At 61.1% G+C, this 18,753-nt stretch carries 18 protein-coding genes; 13 read left to right on the top strand and 5 right to left on the bottom strand.

Going from position 1 to position 18,753, the window contains the following annotated elements:
- The first annotated feature begins 142 nt into the window (after positions 1–142).
- The 7 genes from mnmA (at position 143) to HXW73_RS05445 (ending at position 7,740) form a co-directional block, all read left to right on the top strand.
- The gene (mnmA, locus tag HXW73_RS05475) at positions 143–1,237 is read left to right on the top strand and encodes a tRNA 2-thiouridine(34) synthase MnmA (RefSeq protein ID WP_240538762.1); all 1,095 of its coding nucleotides are present in this window, start codon (positions 143–145) and stop codon (positions 1,235–1,237) included.
- A complete protein-coding gene (gene hflD / locus HXW73_RS05470; protein ID WP_186255255.1) occupies positions 1,234–1,872 on the top strand; it encodes a high frequency lysogenization protein HflD in 639 nt (212 codons plus the stop codon). The genes mnmA and hflD overlap by 4 nt, the downstream gene beginning before the upstream one ends.
- A gap of 42 nt (positions 1,873–1,914) precedes the next feature.
- The gene (purB, locus tag HXW73_RS05465; RefSeq protein ID WP_186255254.1) at positions 1,915–3,300 is read left to right on the top strand and encodes an adenylosuccinate lyase; all 1,386 of its coding nucleotides are present in this window, start codon (positions 1,915–1,917) and stop codon (positions 3,298–3,300) included.
- Between the two features lie 129 nt (positions 3,301–3,429).
- Positions 3,430–4,614 carry a cupin domain-containing protein gene (locus HXW73_RS05460; protein ID WP_186255253.1) on the top strand — a complete coding sequence of 395 codons (1,185 nt, stop codon included), beginning with the start codon at positions 3,430–3,432 and terminating at the stop codon, positions 4,612–4,614.
- A complete protein-coding gene (locus HXW73_RS05455; protein WP_240538723.1) occupies positions 4,598–5,053 on the top strand; it encodes a GNAT family N-acetyltransferase in 456 nt (151 codons plus the stop codon). The genes HXW73_RS05460 and HXW73_RS05455 overlap by 17 nt, the downstream gene beginning before the upstream one ends.
- A gap of 305 nt (positions 5,054–5,358) precedes the next feature.
- Positions 5,359–6,957 carry an isocitrate lyase gene (locus HXW73_RS05450; RefSeq protein WP_186255252.1) on the top strand — a complete coding sequence of 533 codons (1,599 nt, stop codon included), beginning with the start codon at positions 5,359–5,361 and terminating at the stop codon, positions 6,955–6,957.
- 315 nt (positions 6,958–7,272) lie between these two features.
- On the top strand, positions 7,273–7,740 hold the full coding sequence (locus HXW73_RS05445; RefSeq protein WP_186255251.1) for a glycine zipper 2TM domain-containing protein: 468 nt from the start codon (positions 7,273–7,275) through the stop codon (positions 7,738–7,740).
- Positions 7,741–7,853: 113 nt separating this feature from the next.
- On the opposite strand, the gene HXW73_RS05440 is transcribed toward HXW73_RS05445, so the two are convergent.
- A complete protein-coding gene (locus HXW73_RS05440) occupies positions 7,854–8,132 on the bottom strand; it encodes a hypothetical protein (protein ID WP_186255250.1) in 279 nt (92 codons plus the stop codon).
- Positions 8,133–8,306: 174 nt separating this feature from the next.
- On the opposite strand from HXW73_RS05440, the gene HXW73_RS05435 reads away from it, so the two are divergent.
- Positions 8,307–8,792, top strand: a complete 486-nt coding sequence (locus HXW73_RS05435; RefSeq protein WP_186255249.1) for an FKBP-type peptidyl-prolyl cis-trans isomerase — start codon at positions 8,307–8,309, stop codon at positions 8,790–8,792.
- Between the two features lie 75 nt (positions 8,793–8,867).
- On the opposite strand, the gene nikR is transcribed toward HXW73_RS05435, so the two are convergent.
- Complete coding sequence (gene nikR / locus HXW73_RS05430; protein WP_186255248.1) at positions 8,868–9,269, bottom strand: nickel-responsive transcriptional regulator NikR; 402 nt, start codon at positions 9,267–9,269, stop codon at positions 8,868–8,870.
- 87 nt (positions 9,270–9,356) lie between these two features.
- On the opposite strand from nikR, the gene HXW73_RS05425 reads away from it, so the two are divergent.
- The 5 genes from HXW73_RS05425 to HXW73_RS05405 are packed head-to-tail and all read left to right on the top strand — an operon-like array spanning position 9,357 to position 14,192.
- The gene (locus HXW73_RS05425; RefSeq protein WP_186255247.1) at positions 9,357–10,946 is read left to right on the top strand and encodes an ABC transporter substrate-binding protein; all 1,590 of its coding nucleotides are present in this window, start codon (positions 9,357–9,359) and stop codon (positions 10,944–10,946) included.
- A complete protein-coding gene (locus HXW73_RS05420) occupies positions 10,937–11,917 on the top strand; it encodes an ABC transporter permease (RefSeq protein WP_186255246.1) in 981 nt (326 codons plus the stop codon). Before HXW73_RS05425 ends, HXW73_RS05420 begins: the two co-directional genes overlap by 10 nt.
- Positions 11,914–12,714: an ABC transporter permease gene (locus HXW73_RS05415; protein WP_186255245.1), complete on the top strand. Its 801-nt coding sequence runs from the start codon at positions 11,914–11,916 to the stop codon at positions 12,712–12,714. Before HXW73_RS05420 ends, HXW73_RS05415 begins: the two co-directional genes overlap by 4 nt.
- A gap of 52 nt (positions 12,715–12,766) precedes the next feature.
- Entirely contained in the window at positions 12,767–13,582 is an 816-nt protein-coding gene (locus tag HXW73_RS05410) for an ATP-binding cassette domain-containing protein (protein ID WP_186255244.1), read from the top strand.
- Entirely contained in the window at positions 13,575–14,192 is a 618-nt protein-coding gene (locus HXW73_RS05405) for an ABC transporter ATP-binding protein (RefSeq protein ID WP_240538722.1), read from the top strand. Before HXW73_RS05410 ends, HXW73_RS05405 begins: the two co-directional genes overlap by 8 nt.
- Here the strand turns inward: HXW73_RS05405 and HXW73_RS05400 are convergent.
- The 3 genes from HXW73_RS05400 to HXW73_RS05390 all read right to left on the bottom strand — a co-directional run bounded on the left by HXW73_RS05400 (position 14,185) and on the right by HXW73_RS05390 (position 18,669).
- Positions 14,185–15,369 (bottom strand): MFS transporter, encoded by a 1,185-nt coding sequence (locus HXW73_RS05400; RefSeq protein WP_186255243.1) that lies wholly within the window; start codon positions 15,367–15,369, stop codon positions 14,185–14,187. The two genes, HXW73_RS05405 and HXW73_RS05400, sit on opposite strands and share 8 nt — an antisense overlap.
- A gap of 27 nt (positions 15,370–15,396) precedes the next feature.
- Positions 15,397–16,092, bottom strand: a complete 696-nt coding sequence (locus HXW73_RS05395; protein ID WP_186255242.1) for a C40 family peptidase — start codon at positions 16,090–16,092, stop codon at positions 15,397–15,399.
- Between the two features lie 114 nt (positions 16,093–16,206).
- Entirely contained in the window at positions 16,207–18,669 is a 2,463-nt protein-coding gene (locus HXW73_RS05390) for a DUF1266 domain-containing protein (RefSeq protein ID WP_186255241.1), read from the bottom strand.
- Positions 18,670–18,753 lie beyond the last annotated feature (84 nt).

Below are 18,753 nucleotides of genomic sequence, written 5' to 3'. Positions count from 1 at the left end.
CATGGCTGCATCGTGTATAATCATCGCCCAATTGCACACTCAACCGAGGATGGCGATGACATCCATCACTGGCGACACTACGCCTATTAATACGCCTACACGTTCGCCTGAGGCGCCGGCTACCGGCAAGGTCATTGTCGGCATGTCCGGCGGCGTTGACTCTTCTGTCTCAGCCCTGCTGCTGTTGCAACAGGGCTACGAGGTCGAAGGCCTGTTCATGAAGAACTGGGACGAAGACGACGGCACGGAGTACTGCACGGCGAAGGAAGACCTCGCCGACGCTGAGGCGGTGTGTACCAAACTGGGCATCAAGCTGCACACGGCCAATTTTGCCGCCGAATACTGGGACAATGTTTTCGAACATTTCCTGGCGGAGTACAAGGCAGGCCGCACGCCCAACCCGGATATCCTCTGCAACCGGGAAATCAAGTTTAAGGTATTCCTCGAATACGCAGAGATGCTTGGCGCCGACAAAATCGCCACCGGCCACTATGTTCGTGGTGGGCGGGTCCGCCAGGGCAATGGCGACGTGCGCCCCCGCCTGCTGAAAGGCCTCGACGCCAACAAGGACCAGAGCTACTTTCTGCATGCCGTGCCCGAAGCCGCCATCGCCCGCACGCTGTTTCCGGTGGGCGAGCTGGAAAAACCCGCCGTGCGCGCACTTGCCGAGCAACACGACCTGGTGACCGCCAAGAAGAAAGACTCCACCGGCATCTGCTTTATCGGCGAACGCCGTTTCAGCGATTTTCTCAAGCAATACCTGCCCGCCCAGCCCGGCACCATCGAAACCCCCGACGGCGACGTGATTGGCGAGCATATGGGTCTGATGTACTACACCCTCGGCCAACGCCAGGGGCTGGGTATCGGCGGCCTGGCCAACTACTCCGAAGACCCGTGGTACGTCGCCGAGAAAGACCTGGAGCGCAACGTGCTGGTGGCCGTGCAAGGCAAGCACCATTCGCTGCTTTACAGCGATGCCCTGATCACCGAGCCGATGGACTGGGTCGCCGGTGAACCACCGGTTACCCAGGGGCGTTTCAAGGCCAAAACCCGCTACCGCCAGAGCGACCGCGGCTGCGAGATCACCACCCGGCCCGATGGCAGCGTCGAGGTGCATTTCGATGAGCCTCAACGCGCCGTTACCCCAGGCCAGTCGCTGGTTCTATACGACGGCGATATCTGCCTGGGCGGCGGCGTGATTCACACCACATGGAAGGCAACCGAGGCAGCTGCATGAACCCAACGCCGATACATCGCGCGCCGGAAGCTCCCGCCGCGCGCCAAGCCCTGGCGCTAGCAGGGGTATTTCAGGCCGCCAGCCTGGTGGACGAACTGGCCCGCACAGGTCAGGTCGAGCCTCGCGCCTGGGAAACGCTGATTGAAGCCACCAGCAACCCCAACCCGGAAAGCTTTGAAGCAATCTATGGCGGCCACCCCAACAACCTGCGCCAGGGGCTCGATACCCTCGAGATGCTGGTCGGCCGTGAACAGGCCAACCCGGTAGTGCTGCGCTATGGTTTCTCGCTGCTGCTGCTCATGAACAAGCTGCGCACCAACCGCAAGATGATGGATACCCTGGGGCAAAAAATGAGCCATATTCAGGGCCAGGCGGAACACTTTGGCGCCACCCATGAAAACGTGGTCGCAAGCCTGGGCGAAGCCTATCAGGAAACCATCTCGACATTTAAAACCCGTATTGTCGTCCAGGGCGACCCGTCGCTGCTGCAAACCCGCATGATGCCTGAGCGCGTACGTGCCTGCTTGATGGCCGGCATTCGCTTTGCGCTGCTGTGGCACCAGCAAGGCGGCCGCCGCTGGAAATTGATGTTCCAACGCAAGGCCCTGCGCCGCGCGCTGGATGACCTGAAATAACGCCTTTTACGCTTAACTGCTTTCACCTTTGGAAACCAAGCCATGCAACTCCCTGCCTTGACTGCTCTCTCCCCCGTTGACGGCCGCTACGCCAGTAAAGCTGCCGCCCTGCGCGAACATTTCAGCGAATTCGGCCTGATCCGCGCCCGCGTCATTGTGGAAGTGCGCTGGCTTCAGCGGCTCGCCGAGCACAACCAGATCGTCGAAGTGCCGCCGCTTTCCGCCCAGGCAACGGCGTTCCTGGAGGCCCTGATCCGCGATTTTTCCGTGGCCGACGCCGAGCGCATCAAGGACATCGAGCGCACCACCAACCACGACGTCAAGGCGGTCGAATACTTTCTCAAAGAGAAAATTACCGACAACAGCGAGCTGCATGCGGTTACCGAGTTCATTCACTTTGCTTGCACTTCGGAAGATATCAACAACCTCTCCTACGGTGTGATGCTAGCCGATGGCCTTCAGGCGTTGCTGCCCGTCATGCATAACGTGGCCGACGACATCGCCGCGCTGGCCATTGCCCATGCCGGGCAGCCGATGCTGTCGCGTACCCACGGGCAAACGGCCAGCCCCACGACGCTAGGCAAGGAAATGGCCAACGTGGCCTACCGCCTCAAGCGCCAGCTCAAGCAGATCGAAGGCGTCGAGATCCTGGGTAAAATCAACGGCGCGGTTGGCAACTACAACGCCCACCTGGCGACCTACCCCGAGATCGACTGGGAAGCCAACGCGCGCACTTTCGTGGAAGGCCTGGGGCTGAGCTTCAACCCCTACACCACCCAGATCGAACCCCACGACTACATCGCCGAGCTATTCGATGCCGTATGCCGCTTCAATACCATCCTGATCGACTACAACCGCGACGTCTGGGGCTATATCTCGCTGGGCTACTTCAAGCAGCGCACCGTGGAAGGCGAAATCGGCTCGTCGACCATGCCCCACAAGGTCAACCCCATCGACTTTGAAAACTCGGAAGGTAACCTTGGCCTGGCCAACGCGGTACTCGGCCACCTGGCGCAAAAGCTGCCGATCTCACGCTGGCAGCGCGATTTGACCGATTCCACCGTATTGCGCAACCTGGGTGTTGGCCTCGCTTATGGCCTGATTGGCTACCACGCCAGCCTCAAGGGCATCAGCAAGCTGGAAGCCAACCCGGAGCGCTTGGCTCAGGACCTGGACAACAGCTGGGAAGTGCTCGCCGAGCCGATTCAAACCGTCATGCGCCGCTACGGGATTGAAAAACCCTACGAAAAGCTCAAGGAACTAACCCGAGGCAAGCGCATCGACCAGGCAGGCTTTGCCGCCTTCATCGATACGCTGGCGCTACCCGACGACGCCAAAGCCGAGCTGAAGGCAATGTCACCCGCCACTTACATCGGCGATGCAAAAGCCCAGGCCGAAGCCATTCACCAACGGCTTGATGCTCTATAGTTAAGAACTGATTTAGTTAAGAACTGATTTAGCTAAGAACTGATTTAGTTCAGGTCGACTCTAGTCAAGGTCGACTCTGATTTGATTGGATCCACGGCTCTCACTGCCACGTTCGTTTAGGATACCACCATGCAACCTTCTGATAAGCCACTGACCCTGCTCGGCGATTTGACCCCGGCGGAATTTCTGGCGACCTACTGGCAACAAAAGCCGCTACTGATTCGCGGGGCGATACCCGACTACATCAGTCCCATCGAGCCCGATGAGCTCGCAGGGCTTGCCTGCGAACCGGGCATCGAGGCCCGCCTGGTAGAAGAAGAAGGCCCGGATGGCGCATGGCAGGTATCCCACGGGCCTTTTGACGAAGCCACCTTCGAGCGTCTGCCCGATGGCCACTGGAGCCTGCTGGTACAGGCCGTAGATCACTATCTACCCTCGGTGGCCGCCCTGCTGGATGAATTCGACTTTCTGCCCCGCTGGCGGTTGGACGACATCATGGTCAGCTACGCACCGCCTGGCGGCAGCGTCGGCCCCCACGTCGACCAGTACGACGTTTTCCTGTTTCAAGCCAGCGGCCAGCGTCGTTGGCAACTGGGTGGCAAGACCAGCGACGACGCACCGATTGTTCAGGGCATTGACCTGCGTATTCTGGAAACCTTCGAAGTTGAAGAAGACTCCGATTGGGTGCTGGAGCCTGGCGACATGCTCTACTTGCCACCGGGCTGGGCCCACCACGGGGTTAGCCAGACCGACGACTGCATCACCATGTCGGTGGGCTTCCGGGCGCCATCGGCGGATGAAGCGGTCACCTCCTACGCCGATTACCGGGGTGAACAGCTGCCCGCCTCGCTGCGCTACAGCGATGCCGGGCGCGTCCCTGCGGCTCACAGTGGCGAGCTGGACGATGTCTCGGTGGAGCGCATGCGCCAATTGATCCTGTCGACACTGGATAACCCCCAGCAAATCGCCCAGTGGTTCGGCCGCGCGATGACCCAGCCCAAGTACGTCGACCAGGTAGTGCCGCTGGATACGCCGATGGACGAGTCAAGTCTTGTCGCTCAGCTACAGGAAGATGGCCCGCTCTATCATATGCCCGGCTCGCGTTTTGCCTGGCGCACCGAGAATGGCGCCACCACGCTGTTCGTCGACGGCGAAGGCTACCCCTGCACAGAAGCGCTCGCCCAGCGGCTGTCATCTACGGCACCGCTGCATGAGGACGTACTGGAACTACCGGATGCCAAAGCGCTTATCACCCAGCTAGTTAACGCGGGCAGCCTGAGCTGGTTACAGGACGACGATGACGACGAAGAATAATATGCCCAGCGACAGCCTACCGGTCACTCTTCAAGAAGGCGACTGGCAAGCGCTGGGCGACATCGCAAGCCATATTCGTCGTGTGGTGTTCATTGACGAGCAACAAGTGCCCCAGGACGAAGAATGGGACGGCCAGGACCCCGCCTGCCATCATTTACTGGCCTACCTGGACGGCAACCCGGTGGGCACCGCACGGCTACTGCCCGATGGCCATATCGGCCGCGTGGCAGTGCTTGCCGAGGCGCGCGGAATCGGCATTGGCGGCCAGTTGATGGCCGCCGCTATCGCCGCCGCCCAGCGCGTCGGCCACCACCAGGTAGCCCTTAGTTCACAGGTCCATGCGCTGGCATTTTACGAACGGCTTGGCTTTGTCGCCCATGGCGAGGTTTTCATGGATGCTGGCATCCCCCACCGCGAGATGACCCTCACTTTCAACTGATTGCTTTCCAAGTGATCACGAAATTCCACTACACAACTCCCCCGCGTTGTCGCCCGGCTGTAGTCGAGCTACAACGCTGCCTGCCCCCAAGTGTCAATTGTTGCCCTCCTTCCCATCAGGGATAGTGTCTTTACTGCAGTGCCGCACGGCACCGCCTAAAACACCCGCTTACGACGTTCTATTAAGAGACTTATTTCTTAAAGACACGCCAAGCGATTTGAACGATGCTTAAAGCGACTTCGCAGGTGCAGCATAAGATAATGCTTACATGCGCATCGCCATCATAACCCCGGAGGGATTAGCTCATGACTGGACTGCTCGAAGAGATCAAGGCACTGGCCCAACTACGCGAAGCACAAGGCGGCAAGTGGGATAACATCAAACCCGAATACGCCGCACGCATGCGTGCTCAGAACCGCTTCCATACCGGGTTGGATATCGCCAGGTACACCGCCAAAATCATGCGCGAAGACATGGCCGCCTACGATGCCGACACCAGCAAGTACACCCAGTCGCTGGGTTGCTGGCACGGCTTTATCGGCCAGCAGAAAATGCTTTCCATCAAGAAGCATTTCGGTACCACCAAGCGTAGCTACCTCTACCTATCGGGCTGGATGGTCGCCGCGCTGCGCTCTGAGTTCGGCCCACTGCCTGACCAGTCCATGCATGAAAAGACCTCGGTCGCCAACCTGATCGAAGAGCTCTACACCTTCCTCAAACAGGCCGACTCATGGGAGCTTAACCACCTTTTCCGCGCCCTGGACGACGCCAAAGAGGCAGGCGACAAGGCTAAAGAGCAGGAACTGATCAGCCAGATCGACAACCACGAGACCCACGTGGTGCCGATCATCGCCGACATCGACGCCGGTTTTGGTAACGCTGAAGCCACTTACCTGCTGGCCAAGAAATTCATCGAAGCGGGTGCCTGCTGTATCCAGCTTGAAAACCAGGTATCCGACGAGAAGCAGTGCGGCCACCAGGACGGTAAGGTCACCGTGCCCCACGAAGACTTTATCGCCAAAATCAATGCCGTACGCTACGCCTTCCTGGAACTGGGCGTTGAAGAAGGCGTGATCGTGGCACGTACCGACTCGCTGGGCGCGGGCCTGACCCAGAAGATCGCCGTAACCAACGAGCCGGGCGACCTGGGCGACCAGTACAACAGCTTCCTCGACGGCGATGTGATCGAAAACGCCAGCGACATCAACAACGGCGACGTGGTCATCAAGCAGAACGGCAAGCTGGTCAAACCCAAGCGTCTTGCCTCCGGCCTCTACCAGTTCAAGCCGGGAACCGGCGAGGACCGTGTGGTGCTCGACTGCATCACCAGCCTGCAAAATGGTGCCGATCTGCTTTGGATCGAGACCGAAAAACCCCACGTCGGCCAGATCGCCGCCATGGTCAACCGTATCCGCGAAGTCTGCCCGGATGCCAAGCTGGTCTACAACAACTCGCCGTCGTTCAACTGGACGCTCAACTTCCGTCAGCAAGTGTTCGATGCCTGGGAAAAAGAAGGCAAGGACGTTTCGGCCTACGAGCGCGACAAGCTGATGGGTATCGAGTACGACAACACCGAACTTGGCCAACTGGCCGACGAGTGGACGCGTAACTTCCAGCGCGACGGCGCACGTGAGGCGGGTATCTTCCATCACCTGATCACCCTGCCCACTTACCACACGGCGGCGCTGTCCACCGACAACCTGGCCAAGGGCTACTTCGGCGACGACGGCATGCTGGCTTACGTCAAGAAAGTCCAGCGCGAGGAAATTCGCCAGGGCATCGCCACCGTCAAGCACCAGGACATGGCAGGCTCGAACATCGGCGATGACCACAAGGAGTTCTTCCAAGGTGAAGCCGCGCTGAAAGCCGGCGGCAAAGACAACACCATGAACCAGTTTGGCTGATACTCGCCACCAAGCGGCAGCCTAAGGCTCAAACGCCCGGAAGATTAGCGTCTTCCGGGCGTTTTATTGGCTGCGCGATTTTTCACCTAAGCTTGCACACTCTTTTCTTAATCAACAAATAGACTGTTTTGCATGATAATTTTGCATCATTAGCTTGCATCGCTGTCTTATATAACTACTTTACATAGTCAGCATTTCCAATGAGCGCTGTTCAACATCAGCATTCTCAGGTATGTTGTTAACGAACACTGTTCTATAATTTAGCCTTGATGTCTCTTCAAACGGGATGGCTAAATCAATCATCTGGAGGTTTCCATGAAACATTTACTCCCTATCGCCGCACTCAGCCTTCTTACTCTTGCTGGCTGTGCCAACACTGCGGGCTACTCGGGCGATGTCTATAGCGGCAACCAGGCCAAGACCTCTCAAAACGTGAGAATCGGCACGATTGCCGCGGTACGCCCGGTTCAAATTCAGGCGGATAGCCGCACCGGCGGCCTGCTGGGCGGCGGCGGCGGCGCGATTATCGGCGGCCTACTGGGTAACCAGGTGGGTGGCGGCTCCGGGCGTCAACTGGCCACCGTCGCCGGTGCGCTGGGTGGGTCCATTGCCGGTACCGCTGCTGAAGACCGCGCTAACCGCATTGATGCCCTGGAAATGGAAATCCGCCTGGAAGACGGTACTGACGTCGTTGTCGTTCAGCGTGCCGACCGCCAGTTCCAGCCGGGTCAGAAAGTTCGCCTGATCGGCAACGGTGCCAACGCGAGTGTCGCCCCCTACTGATGGTTAGTTAGTAGAAATGGTTAGTTGATATAAATAGCTAATCGCGGCATAAAAAACCGCTCCGCCAGCATCGCTGACGGGGCGGTTTTCGTTAGGTTGGTGATTAGAGGTGTTTAGTGAGGCGCTTTGCTAGATGCCCAACCAATCAGCTTGTACACCACAACGCCAATAATGCCCAACAGAATGGCCACCAGGAGGATATCCACCGGACGCACCAATGTGGTCGCCCCCAGCACGGCAAGGGCACCCACCCAAAGCCAGCGGTTGTCGCCATGAGTTTTCAACGACTCGGGCAACATCTTATCCAACCCGGCACTCACGCTTTGCCAACGCTGATTGACAAAATAGCCAATCAGCACAAGGGCGATTAACCAGATGATAAATATGGTCATGTCATGCTCCGTAGAAGGTGCGGCGAAAAAAGTGTACAGCCAGGGTAGCCCTGCTAAATCCTAGGCGCAATACTGCATAAAGGTAAGAAGGCGGAAAATCCCCTTCTACCCCCTGACAATCCGGTTTTCACGCGTTACCATGTTAGGGACATGCACTCACCGAAAGGTTATTTAATGCAAATTGCGCAAAACTCGGTTGTCGCGTTCCACTACACCCTGACCAACGATGCAGGTGAAGTGCTAGACAGTTCCGAAGGCCGCGAGCCCCTCACCTACCTCCACGGTTCAGGCAACATCATTCCTGGCCTGGAAAAAGAGCTGGAAGGACACGCTGCAGGCGAAAAGCTGAACGTCCAGGTTGCCCCGGAAGAGGGTTACGGCGAGATTCAGGAACAGCTGATGCAGGAAGTTCCGCGCGATGCGTTCCAGGGCGTTGAAAGCGTTGAGCCGGGCATGCAGTTCCAAGCCCAGACTCAAGGCGGCCCGTTGATGGTCACCGTGAAGAAAGTCGAAGGCGACACAGTCGTTGTTGACGGCAACCATCCGCTAGCCGGTCAGCACCTCAACTTTGACGTTGAAATCGCCGAAGTACGCGAAGCCAGCGAAGAAGAAGTTGAACACGGCCATGTACACGGCGAAGGCGACGAAGAGCAGCACTAAGCGCTTCTCCCAGGCTGTTTCCCAGCCAACCCGTGACATGCGAAAAGGCGACCCAAGCGGTCGCCTTTTTTATGCTCACTCCTCAGGAATCAGCACCAGGCGACCGTGGCGGACGCTGCGCGACGAGGTGACCTCGTCGGCGAACTGTTTCAACTGGTCGCTTTGGCCCTTGAGCAGCGCGACTTCCATGCAGCTTTGCTCGTTCAAGTGGACGTGTAGCGTCGAAAGCGTGAGATCATGATGGGCGTGGGAATGGCGCGTCAGTCGTTTGGAAAGCTCCCTGGCCGCATGGTCATAGACATACACCAGCGCGCCCATGCACGGCGCCTGCGGTGCAGCTTCCTCGCGTACCTGCTGAAGTCCGCTGCGGGTTAAATCGCGGATCGCCTCGGAACGGTTCTGGTAACCGCGCTCCTGGATCAGTTCATCCACATCCGCCAGCAACTCCTCATCAAGCGTGACCGTTACTCGCTGCATCGACTTCCCCTTTCAAAAAATTGACCCTCGGCCTTCAGTATGATGATATTAAAAAAACATCATACCCGTCCTCTACAGGAAACGGCCATGGCGCTCGACTCACGAACGATTCTACTCGGCTTGGCGCTCAGTTGCGTCACGCTGGCGAATGCCGCCGAAGCCAAGGACCAACTCGTGATGGCCATCGGCGGTGAGCCGGAACAGGGTTTCGACCCGCTGCTCGGCTGGGGGCAGTACGGCAACCCGCTCTTTCAATCGACGCTGCTTTCACGAGACACCGACCTTGAGCCTCAGCCGCAGGTCGCCACCGACTGGTCGCTCTCTGACGATCGCCTCACCTGGACGCTGACGCTGCGCGACGACGTACGCTTTGCCGATGGCACCCGGCTCACCGCTAACGATGTCGCTTTCACCTTCAATGCCGCCGCCGAAGCGGGCGGTCGCGCCGACCTGAGCGTGCTGCAAAACGCCGAGGCCGTCGACTCACAAACTGTCACCCTCACCCTGCGCGAGCCGCGCATCACCTTTATCGACCAGTTGATGACCTTAGGGATTGTCCCCAGTGCCACGCGCGATAATGGCTACGACGATGACTACGGCCGTGCCCCGCTGGGTTCCGGTCCCTATCAGCTGGTGGAATGGCAGGAAGGCGAGCAGTTGATCGTCGAGCGTAACCCGCACTTTTACGGCCCCACCCCGCCGTTTGAGCGGCTGGTTTTCTTGTTCACCGGTGAGGATACCACCCTTAACGCCGTGCGCGCAGGCGACGTCGACCTGGCCGCCCTGCCCCCGGCGCTTGCCAGCGAAATCCCGTCAGACATGCAGCGCGTGGTAATGGAAAGCGTCGACAACCGCGGCATCCTGTTTCCCATGCAGCCCGATGAAGGCAAAACCGCCGACAACGGCGCACCGATTGGCAACGATGTCACCGCCGATATCGCCATCCGCCAGGCGATCAACCTGGCGCTCGACCGCGACACCCTGGTAGACGTCGCGCTGGAAGGCTACGGCCGCCCGGCGTTCGGCCCCGCCGACGGCCTGCCGTGGAGCGACCCCGACGAAACCCTGGCGGCCCCGGACCTTGAGCGCGCCATCCAGCGCCTGGAAGACGCCGGATGGCGGCAGCGCGACGATGGCCTGCGCGAAAAAGACGGTCAAACCGCCCGCTTCCGGCTGACCTACCCGGCAGGCGACACCACCCGGCAACGGCTGGCCGAAATCAGCGCGCAGATGGTCCGCCCGCTGGGTATCGTCATGCAGCCCACCGCTCGCCACTGGGATGAGATACAGCGCGAAGCGCTCCACCAGGACGCGGTGGTGATGGGGTTTGGAAGCCACAGTCCCCAGGAGATCTATTACCTGTTCCATAGCGCGCATAGCGGCAACGGCTTTTACAACAGCGGCTTTTACACCAACCCCACCGTAGACGACCACCTCGACAACGCCCAGCGAGCCGCCAGCGCCGAACAAGCCAACCACCACTGGCGCAATGCCCAGTGGGAAGGCGACACCGGCTATGGCGTACGCGGCGATACGACCTGGGCGTGGATGGTCAATCTGCAACACATCTACGCCGCCGACAGCTGCCTGGATGTAGGCACTCTGGGCGTTGCCCCCCACGGCCACGGCTGGCCGATTACCGCTAACCTGCTGGACTGGCGCTGGACGTGCAACTGATCGCGACCGTCGCTGTTCGTCTGCTGCGCCTTGCGCTGGTACTGGCGTGCGTCGCGGTGGTGTCGTTTGGCTTGATGATGCTGTCACCCATCGACCCGATTGACGCCTACCTGGGGCCGCAAATGGCCCAGGTAAGCCCGGAGCAGCGCGACCTGATCGCCGAGCGCTGGGGGTTCGACGAGCCGCCCGTGGTTCAGTTTGGTCACTGGCTGGGCCAGCTCATTCAGGGCGACCTGGGGGTTAGCCATGTGTACAACCAGCCGGTAAGCGAGGTCATCGGCCAACGCTTTCAGCGATCCATCGTGTTGCTGGGCAGCGCCTGGTTACTCACCACGCTGGTGGGCTTTGCCCTCGGGGTGATCGCCGGGGCAAAAGAAGCCAGCCTGCTGGATAGAATCATCAGCACCTACGCCTACTTGACGGCCTCGACGCCCGCCTTCTGGCTGGCCATGCTACTGCTGCTGTTATTTTCGGTTTACCTGGGCTGGACCCCGGTGTGCTGCGCAGGCCCTACCGGCACCCTAAGCCAGGATGTCAGCATGGCCACCCGGCTTCATCATCTGATCCTGCCCGTGGCGACACTCGCACTGGTCGGCATCGCCAATATTACCCTGCACACCCGCACGCGCATGCTCGCGCTGATGAACTCCAACATCGCCACCCACGCCTTTGCACAAGGCGCTAGCCGTTGGGATATCGCCTGGCGGCACGGCATCCGCCACGCCAGCCTGCCCGCGCTGACGCTTTCACTGGCCTCGCTGGGGGAGCTGTTTGGCGGCTCGGTTCTTGTCGAGCAGGTGTTTGCCTACCCCGGCCTTGGTCAGGCAACGGTCGCTGCCGGGCTACGCAGCGATGTGCCCCTGCTGTTGGGCATCGCGCTGTTTACCGCGCTGTTCGTGAGCGTGGGCAATTTGCTTGCCGATACCCTCTACGCGCTGATTGACCCGCGCATGCAAAAGGAGGCGCCATGAGCCGCGCGCAACCGCGACGCGATGCGCTTTGGGTCGGTACCGCCATCGCCTTGCTGCTCGTCGCGCTACTCAGCAGCCGCTGGTTGCTCGGCGACACCCCAGGCCAGATGCACTTTGACACCCGCCTCGCGCCTCCCAGCCTGGACCATTGGCTCGGCACCGATGCGCTGGGCCGCGACCTCTGGGCGCGCACCCTGGCAGGGCTGAGTCTGAGCATCGGCGTCGGCAGCCTGGCAGCACTGTTTGGCACGCTCATCGCGCTGGGCATGGCGCTGCTGGCCATGCTGGGCCCACGCTTAGACGCACTGGTTGGCCTGGTGATCGATACGCTGCTCAGCGTGCCGCATTTGATTCTGTTACTGCTGATTGCCTTCGCGCTCGGCGGTGGCACCCAGGCGGTAATTATCGCCGTGGCGGTTACCCACTGGCCCCGCCTTGCAAGGTTACTGCGCGCCGAACTCCTCCAGCTTCGCCATGCCCCGTATATCGCCATGTCCAGGGCGCTCGGCAAGTCACGAGGCTTTGTGATGGTCTACCACTACCTGCCCCAGGTGCTGCCCCAATGCGTGGTCGGCGCCTTGCTGCTGTTCCCGCACGCCATTTTGCACGAAGCCGCGCTGACCTTTTTAGGCGTCGGGCTAGACCCGAGCCAACCCGCGATTGGCCTGCTGCTTGCTGATGCCATGCGCTACTTGAGCAGCGGCATCTGGTGGCTCGGGGTATTTCCCGGGCTTGGGCTGTTGCTGGTGGTACTCAGCCTCGAACGCCTGGCCAGCCAATGGCGTCATGCGCTTTAGGCTCAGTCAGTAGAGATAGTCACGAGAAACAGTCAGGAGAAGGAGAAATGACATGCTGTCCATTGAACACCTGAGCCTGCAACTGCCGTATTACGCCACCTGGTGGCGACGCCGCTGGGCCGAGGTGTTGAGCGACGTTTCGCTCGAGCTTCACCCCGGCGAGGTTCACGCTGTGGTGGGTGCCTCGGGAGCGGGCAAGAGTCTGCTGGCCCATGCACTGCTGGGCCTGCTACCCGAGCCCAAGCGCCAAACCGGCCGCCTGACCTTCCAAAACCAGCCGCTGACTGCCGTTCGCCAGCGCCAGCTTCGCGGACGTGAACTGGCCTTGATTCCCCAGTCGCTCGATGCGCTCGACCCCCTGGTCCGCAGCCAGCGACAGGTCAGCTGGGCGGCCCACCGCGCAGGTCGCGCCAGGTCCGACGCCTGGCAGGCAGCCGGGCAAGCGCTCACTCACTACCAACTGGACGAACGCGGCCGGCAGGCCTTCCCGCATGAGCTTTCCGGCGGCATGGCGCGGCGGGTACTCACTGCCATGGCCCACGTGAGCCGCGCGCAGTTGATCATCGCTGACGAACCCAGCGTCGGCCTCGACCCACGCCAGCGTGACCGGGTGCTTGACGCCCTGGCAGTACTTGCCCGCGAAGGCAAGGCGGTGTTGCTGATTACCCACGACCTGCGCCACGCCCTGCCCATTGCCCAGCGTGTCACGCTGATGCGCCAGGGGCGCTGTGTCGAAACCGCCCCCGCCAGCGCTTTCCAGGGCGACGGTGACACCTTGACCACCGGCTACGCCCAGGCGCTATGGCAGGCGCTACCCGACAACCACTTTGGCGTGGCACCCACCGCACAGGCCCAAGACGTTGCTTAGCGCCCACCGTTTACAGCATGCGTTTGCCCACCAGAGGGCCGTGCTGGATAACGTGTCACTGTCTCTGGAGGCGGGCGAGTGGGTAGGGCTTAGCGGCAATTCCGGCGAAGGCAAGTCGACCTTCGGCCAACTGCTGGCGGGGCATCTCACGCCCCAGTCGGGAACGATAGAAGTGGACGGTGAACCGCTGCCGCAAAACGGATTGCAGCCCGTGCAGTGGCTGCCCCAGTCGCCAGAACTTTCGGTCAACCCGCGCTGGCGGGTCAAGCGCATTCTCGAGGAAGCCTGGACACCCCCGGCGGCATTGCGTGACGCCTTCGGGATCGAACCTGCCTGGTTGAACCGCTACCCCAGCGCGCTTTCCGGCGGCGAACTGCAGCGCGTCTGTGTGCTGCGCGCCCTGGCCCCCGGCGTGCGCTACCTGGTGGCCGATGAAATCTCAAGCATGCTAGACCCCCTCACCCAGCTTGCCCTGTGGCAAGCGCTGCGCCAGGTGGCGGATGAGCGCCAGCTTGGCGTGCTGGTGATCAGCCACGACGCGGCCTTGCTTGAACGCCTGTGCCCGCGGCGGTTAACGCTCAGCGATGCGCAGTTGCGCCCCTCTAGGTAGCACGGCGCTCAAAACGCCACAACCCCAGCGCCACGGCCAGCGTCACGCTAAGCAACAGCCACGAGCCCAGCGCTACGCCCTGCCAGCCCGCCCACTGCCAGAACGGCTCCAGCCAGAACCCGCCAAGGCTAGCCCCCACGTAATAGAACACCAGATACAGCGCCGAAGCGCTGCCCCGGGCGCCCTGGGCGTAGCGCCCCACCCAGCTCGAGGCCAGCGAATGGGCCAGAAAGAACCCGAAGGCGTTGACGGTCAGGCCAAGGATAATCAACAAGAGAGAATCCGCCAGCGTGATCGCCGTGCCCAGCATCAGAATCGCCACGCCCACGCTCATGCAGGCCGCCGGCGAGAAGCGCTGGGCCAGCCGCCCTGAAAGCGTCGAACCAACGGTACCCCCCAGATAGGTAAGAAACACCAGCCCCAGGCTGCTCGCCGCCAATTGATAGGGCGCATCAGCCAGGCGGAAGGTGATGTAGCTGTACTGGTTGATAAAGATCAGGAAGTTGATGCCGCCCAATGCATAGGCAGCGAGCAGAACAGGGTTGCGCAAGTGCCCGGCCAGATCACCCAGCGCGATGCGCAGCTGAAAGCGCTGCGGGCGAAACGCCTGGCTGTTTGGCAGCAGCCGCCAGAACACCGCGCAGCCCACCAGCGTCAGCACGCCCACGGTTAAAAACGCCGCCGTTGGTCCGCCGATATCCGCCGCCGCGCCGCCCACCACACGCCCACTGATGCCGCCCAGCGAATTGGCGCCAATATACAGCCCCACCGCACCCAGTAGCGCCGGTTTATCGAACTCATCGCCCATCCAGGCAATCGCCACCGCCGGCAGGCCACCCAGCACAAAACCTTGCACCAGCCGCAGCACCAGCAGGCTTTCAAAATTGGGCGCAAAGGCCAACGCCAGCGAGCAACCACCGGCCAACAGCAAGGTAATGCGCATGATGGCTTCGCGGCCGATAGCGTCGGACAACGGCCCGAATACCAGCAGCGCCAAGGCCAATGACAGCGTCGACACCGACATCAGCAGACTGACCACCAGGGTAGACACGCCGTAGGTCTCTTTAAGCCCCGGCAGCAGCGGCTGCGGGGCATAAAGATTGATGAATACCAGGAAGGAGCCCAGGCACAGGGCAAAGGTCGCGCGCCACCAGGCGCGGGTGTTGGCTTCGATCATGTGACGCTCAACGGTAAGAAAAGTCCGCTACATCGACCGAGAGGCGTTGAGCGGCGACGAGTCCTTGAGCTTTGCCATGTGGGAAGGCGCCAGCGGTCGCCGCGATTGCCAGTAATGGCGTTTCCAGTAGACATTATTCAGGCTGGAAATGATCACCCCCTGAGAGGTGGACGCGTGCAGGAAATGCCCGTCGCCAACATAAATGCCTACATGGTTATACGACCCCGGCGGGCGGAAGAACACCAGATCGCCCGCCTGTAATTCCTGGCGGTCGATCGGGCGTCCCTCATGGACTTGCCCACGGGTAGAGCGCGGCAACTCAAGCTCAAAGGTATCGCGGAAGATGTTGCGCACCAGCGCCGAGCAGTCGATGCCACGTTGGGTGGTGCCGCCGAGCCGATATGGCGTGCCTACCCATTGCTCATGCTGGGCCAGCAGCGCCTCGCGCACCTGCTCGGTAGGCGAGGCCTGCCAGTTACCGAAGGAATCGTACTGCCCATCGAAAGGTGACATCTGCGTCTTCCAGTCGTCGGGCAGGCCCGGCATCGAGCGGGCAAAATAATCATCGGGGGTATCGTCCTGCGGCGCACTGGTGGCACAGCCACTCAGAACAACGACCATGCAACCTGCCATCGCCAGAGGCGCATGGCGTTCACGTAACCGACCAGAATAAATAGTAATAAAACGAGCAGCGGTGACAGCAATAGTTGGCAACGCAACCATGCGCGATCCCTCGTCGATAATTGAATAAAAAATACCAGCTGCCAGACCTATTCTTGGCTGAGCTTATACTGGATGACCATGACTATAAGCCAAAAGACCTACGTTAGGCGAGCTTCAATGCAAAGTCCGTTGATCGCCGGGCAACGTATCGATGTGCAGCGGCGCAAAATGACGCGGCTTGTTGCCGGGAAAATCCAGGCTCGCCCACGGCCCCGCAAGTATCGGTGCCGCACAAAGCCAGGCAACCAACGCCTGCCGGAAACTGGCCAGAAAGCTCTCCCGCTCGGGGGTTTCCCCCATGAAGAACGAGAACCCCGCGTACATGCCTGCCGCATAATCCTGCCAACCCGAGTAGTGCTCCGCCGCCAGCTGGTAGGCACGCTCCAACACATCGGCAAAGGACGTGGATGACAGCCAGCCCAATTGACGACCGGCAATGGCCAGGTCGACAAGCTGGGCAATATCCCAGGCCGCCATGTCGATCTCGTTGCAACCATCCTCGTTATCGCGCACGCGGCGCAGCCGCAGCAGGTGATGGCGATCCTCCTCCACACAATCGCCAGACTCCATAATGGCAATCTCGGACTCCAGGCGTTGAGTATTGATCGTGTAGGGCTCGTAATTGATCTGGTATTCCTGGCGGTCGCCCGCCTCCAGCATGGACGCCAAAAAGGTCTGCATATCGTCGGCGCTGGCCAGATGGTAATGGCTTTCCACCCACTCACGAATCTCCGCACACTCGCGGGGGCTTTCCTGTTGGGGCTCGCTCCATACGGCACTGTTCAGCGGCCCGACCAGCGACATCGCGGTAAACTGGCTGAGCGTCGGCCGCTCGCTGGGCTCGCGCCACGCATCGGCGCGCCAGTCAAGCCAATGGAACAGGCTGCCTGGGTCTTCCAGGTGCCAGGCAATCTCATTGCACAGCGAGGCGTGCTCGCTCTCCGGCAAGCAGTGCTCCCAGGCCAGCCAGGCTTCCAGCATGCGTTTGGCGTTGGGATAAAAGCGGCACAAACAGCTGCGCAGCGAGCGCGCGTAATCCAACAGCGCCTCCGTCTCGAGAAGTTCGCTGTTGAGGGCCATATGCAGGTAGAAGGCAAACTTCTCGGCCATGTGGATCGTCGCGGCATGACGGCTGACGCCTTTCAGCGTCTGGCGCTGGGCGTTAACTGGGAAGTCCGGCTGACCAAACAGCGTCGCGGAAGGCGGCATAACACCGTGGGCCGCATCGGCGGCGAGCTGATTCAAATGATGCGCCTGAGCGGGCAGCCAGTAGCGCGCCATAGCCGTCGCTCCCTCATCGGCATGCAACCCTAAGGACCCATCCAGGTACTCCCCTGCCTCGACGCGCTGCGCTTCGCTTAGCGGAGCGCCAGGGTTGGCCAGCCGCAGCATGGCATCCGGCTCGCGCACCCCCGCCATGGCCAGCAACCAGCGGTGTGGCGTGTTGCGCCACTGGCTGAGCATTTCGCGCGAGGCCGCCTGGGTCTCGGCGTCCAACAGGTCATCAACGGCGACCCGCCAGGGGCTGAACGAGCCGCTCAGCAGCAGCGTCTCGCGTTCGGGCGGCGTCATGTCGCGACGGTCAATGCCGTCAAACAGGCTCTGTCCCCGCCGGTAGGCGACAATCACCGCCCGCCAGTCGTGGTAGCGGCGTTGCATGAGCTCGGCGGCATGCGCCGCAAAGGCATCCGCTTCGGCCTGGCTCAGCCAGCCACTACAGGCACCTGCCCAGGCCAGTTCCACTATCCGCAACCAATCCCAGGCGGCCCATTCAAGGGGCTCGCCCTGGTTGACAAAGCGGCACAGTACGCTGGCATGGTGCGAATCAGGCTGGGCATTGCGCTGCCATTCCTGGCGCTGAGCCGCGTCCATGGCAAGCAAGTCACGCGCTTCAACGTCCCAGCGCTGGCGTTCGCCCTGGGTACCCAGCCATAACAGCCCGGTCAGCAGCTCGTCGCGGCTGTCAATGTCCCAGGCGGAGCCTAACCAATTGACCGCGTCCGGCCAATCTGCCTTGCTCGCCGGGTAATTCAGCAACGGCCGAAACAGCGCACACAGCCGCCAAGGCTGAGCGGCTGGGGATGTGGGCCACAGGGCGACTTGGCCGTGCTCGCGCAGCGCCGCCTCGAACATCTCCCAGGTGATCCCCGCGCCCTCGGCTTCCGAGTCGGCCAGCACCTGGCAGGCATCGATAAAACGGTCATCGGCGCCGGTGGCCCAGCCACGCACACCCAGCGAGCGGCGCACATCGCCCAACCAACTGCGCAGGTCGCGGTAATCGCGGTGAATACGCTGCATCACGCAACAGGCCCAGTCGCTGGCCTGCTCAGGGCTTATCCACCCCGCCGCGCCCGCCAGCGCCGCCCATTCAAGCGCCGCCAGCAGCCGGTCCGCCTCGCCCGCCGGGGCATGCAACGCAACCCACCATTGCTCGGCCAGCTCACCCCGATGGGCGATACCCTGGCCCAGCAAACGCTGCTCCGCTGCCCCCGCATCCACCGACAAAGGATGCGGCGTAAAATGCCAATCGCACAGCACCAACTGCTGCGCCCACCAAGCATGTAACGCGTCGCCCAAGAGACACCTCGACAAAAAACACCCACTGCCCGCAGGCAAGCTTAAAGCCGCTTAGTGTAACGGAAACAGCCCCAAACGCCGATA

This window comes from Halomonas sp. SH5A2 (assembly GCF_014263395.1).
Lineage (GTDB): Bacteria > Pseudomonadota > Gammaproteobacteria > Pseudomonadales > Halomonadaceae > Vreelandella.
The sequence above is the reverse complement of the archived record's forward strand: the minus strand, read 5'-3'. Positions and strand labels throughout refer to the sequence as shown.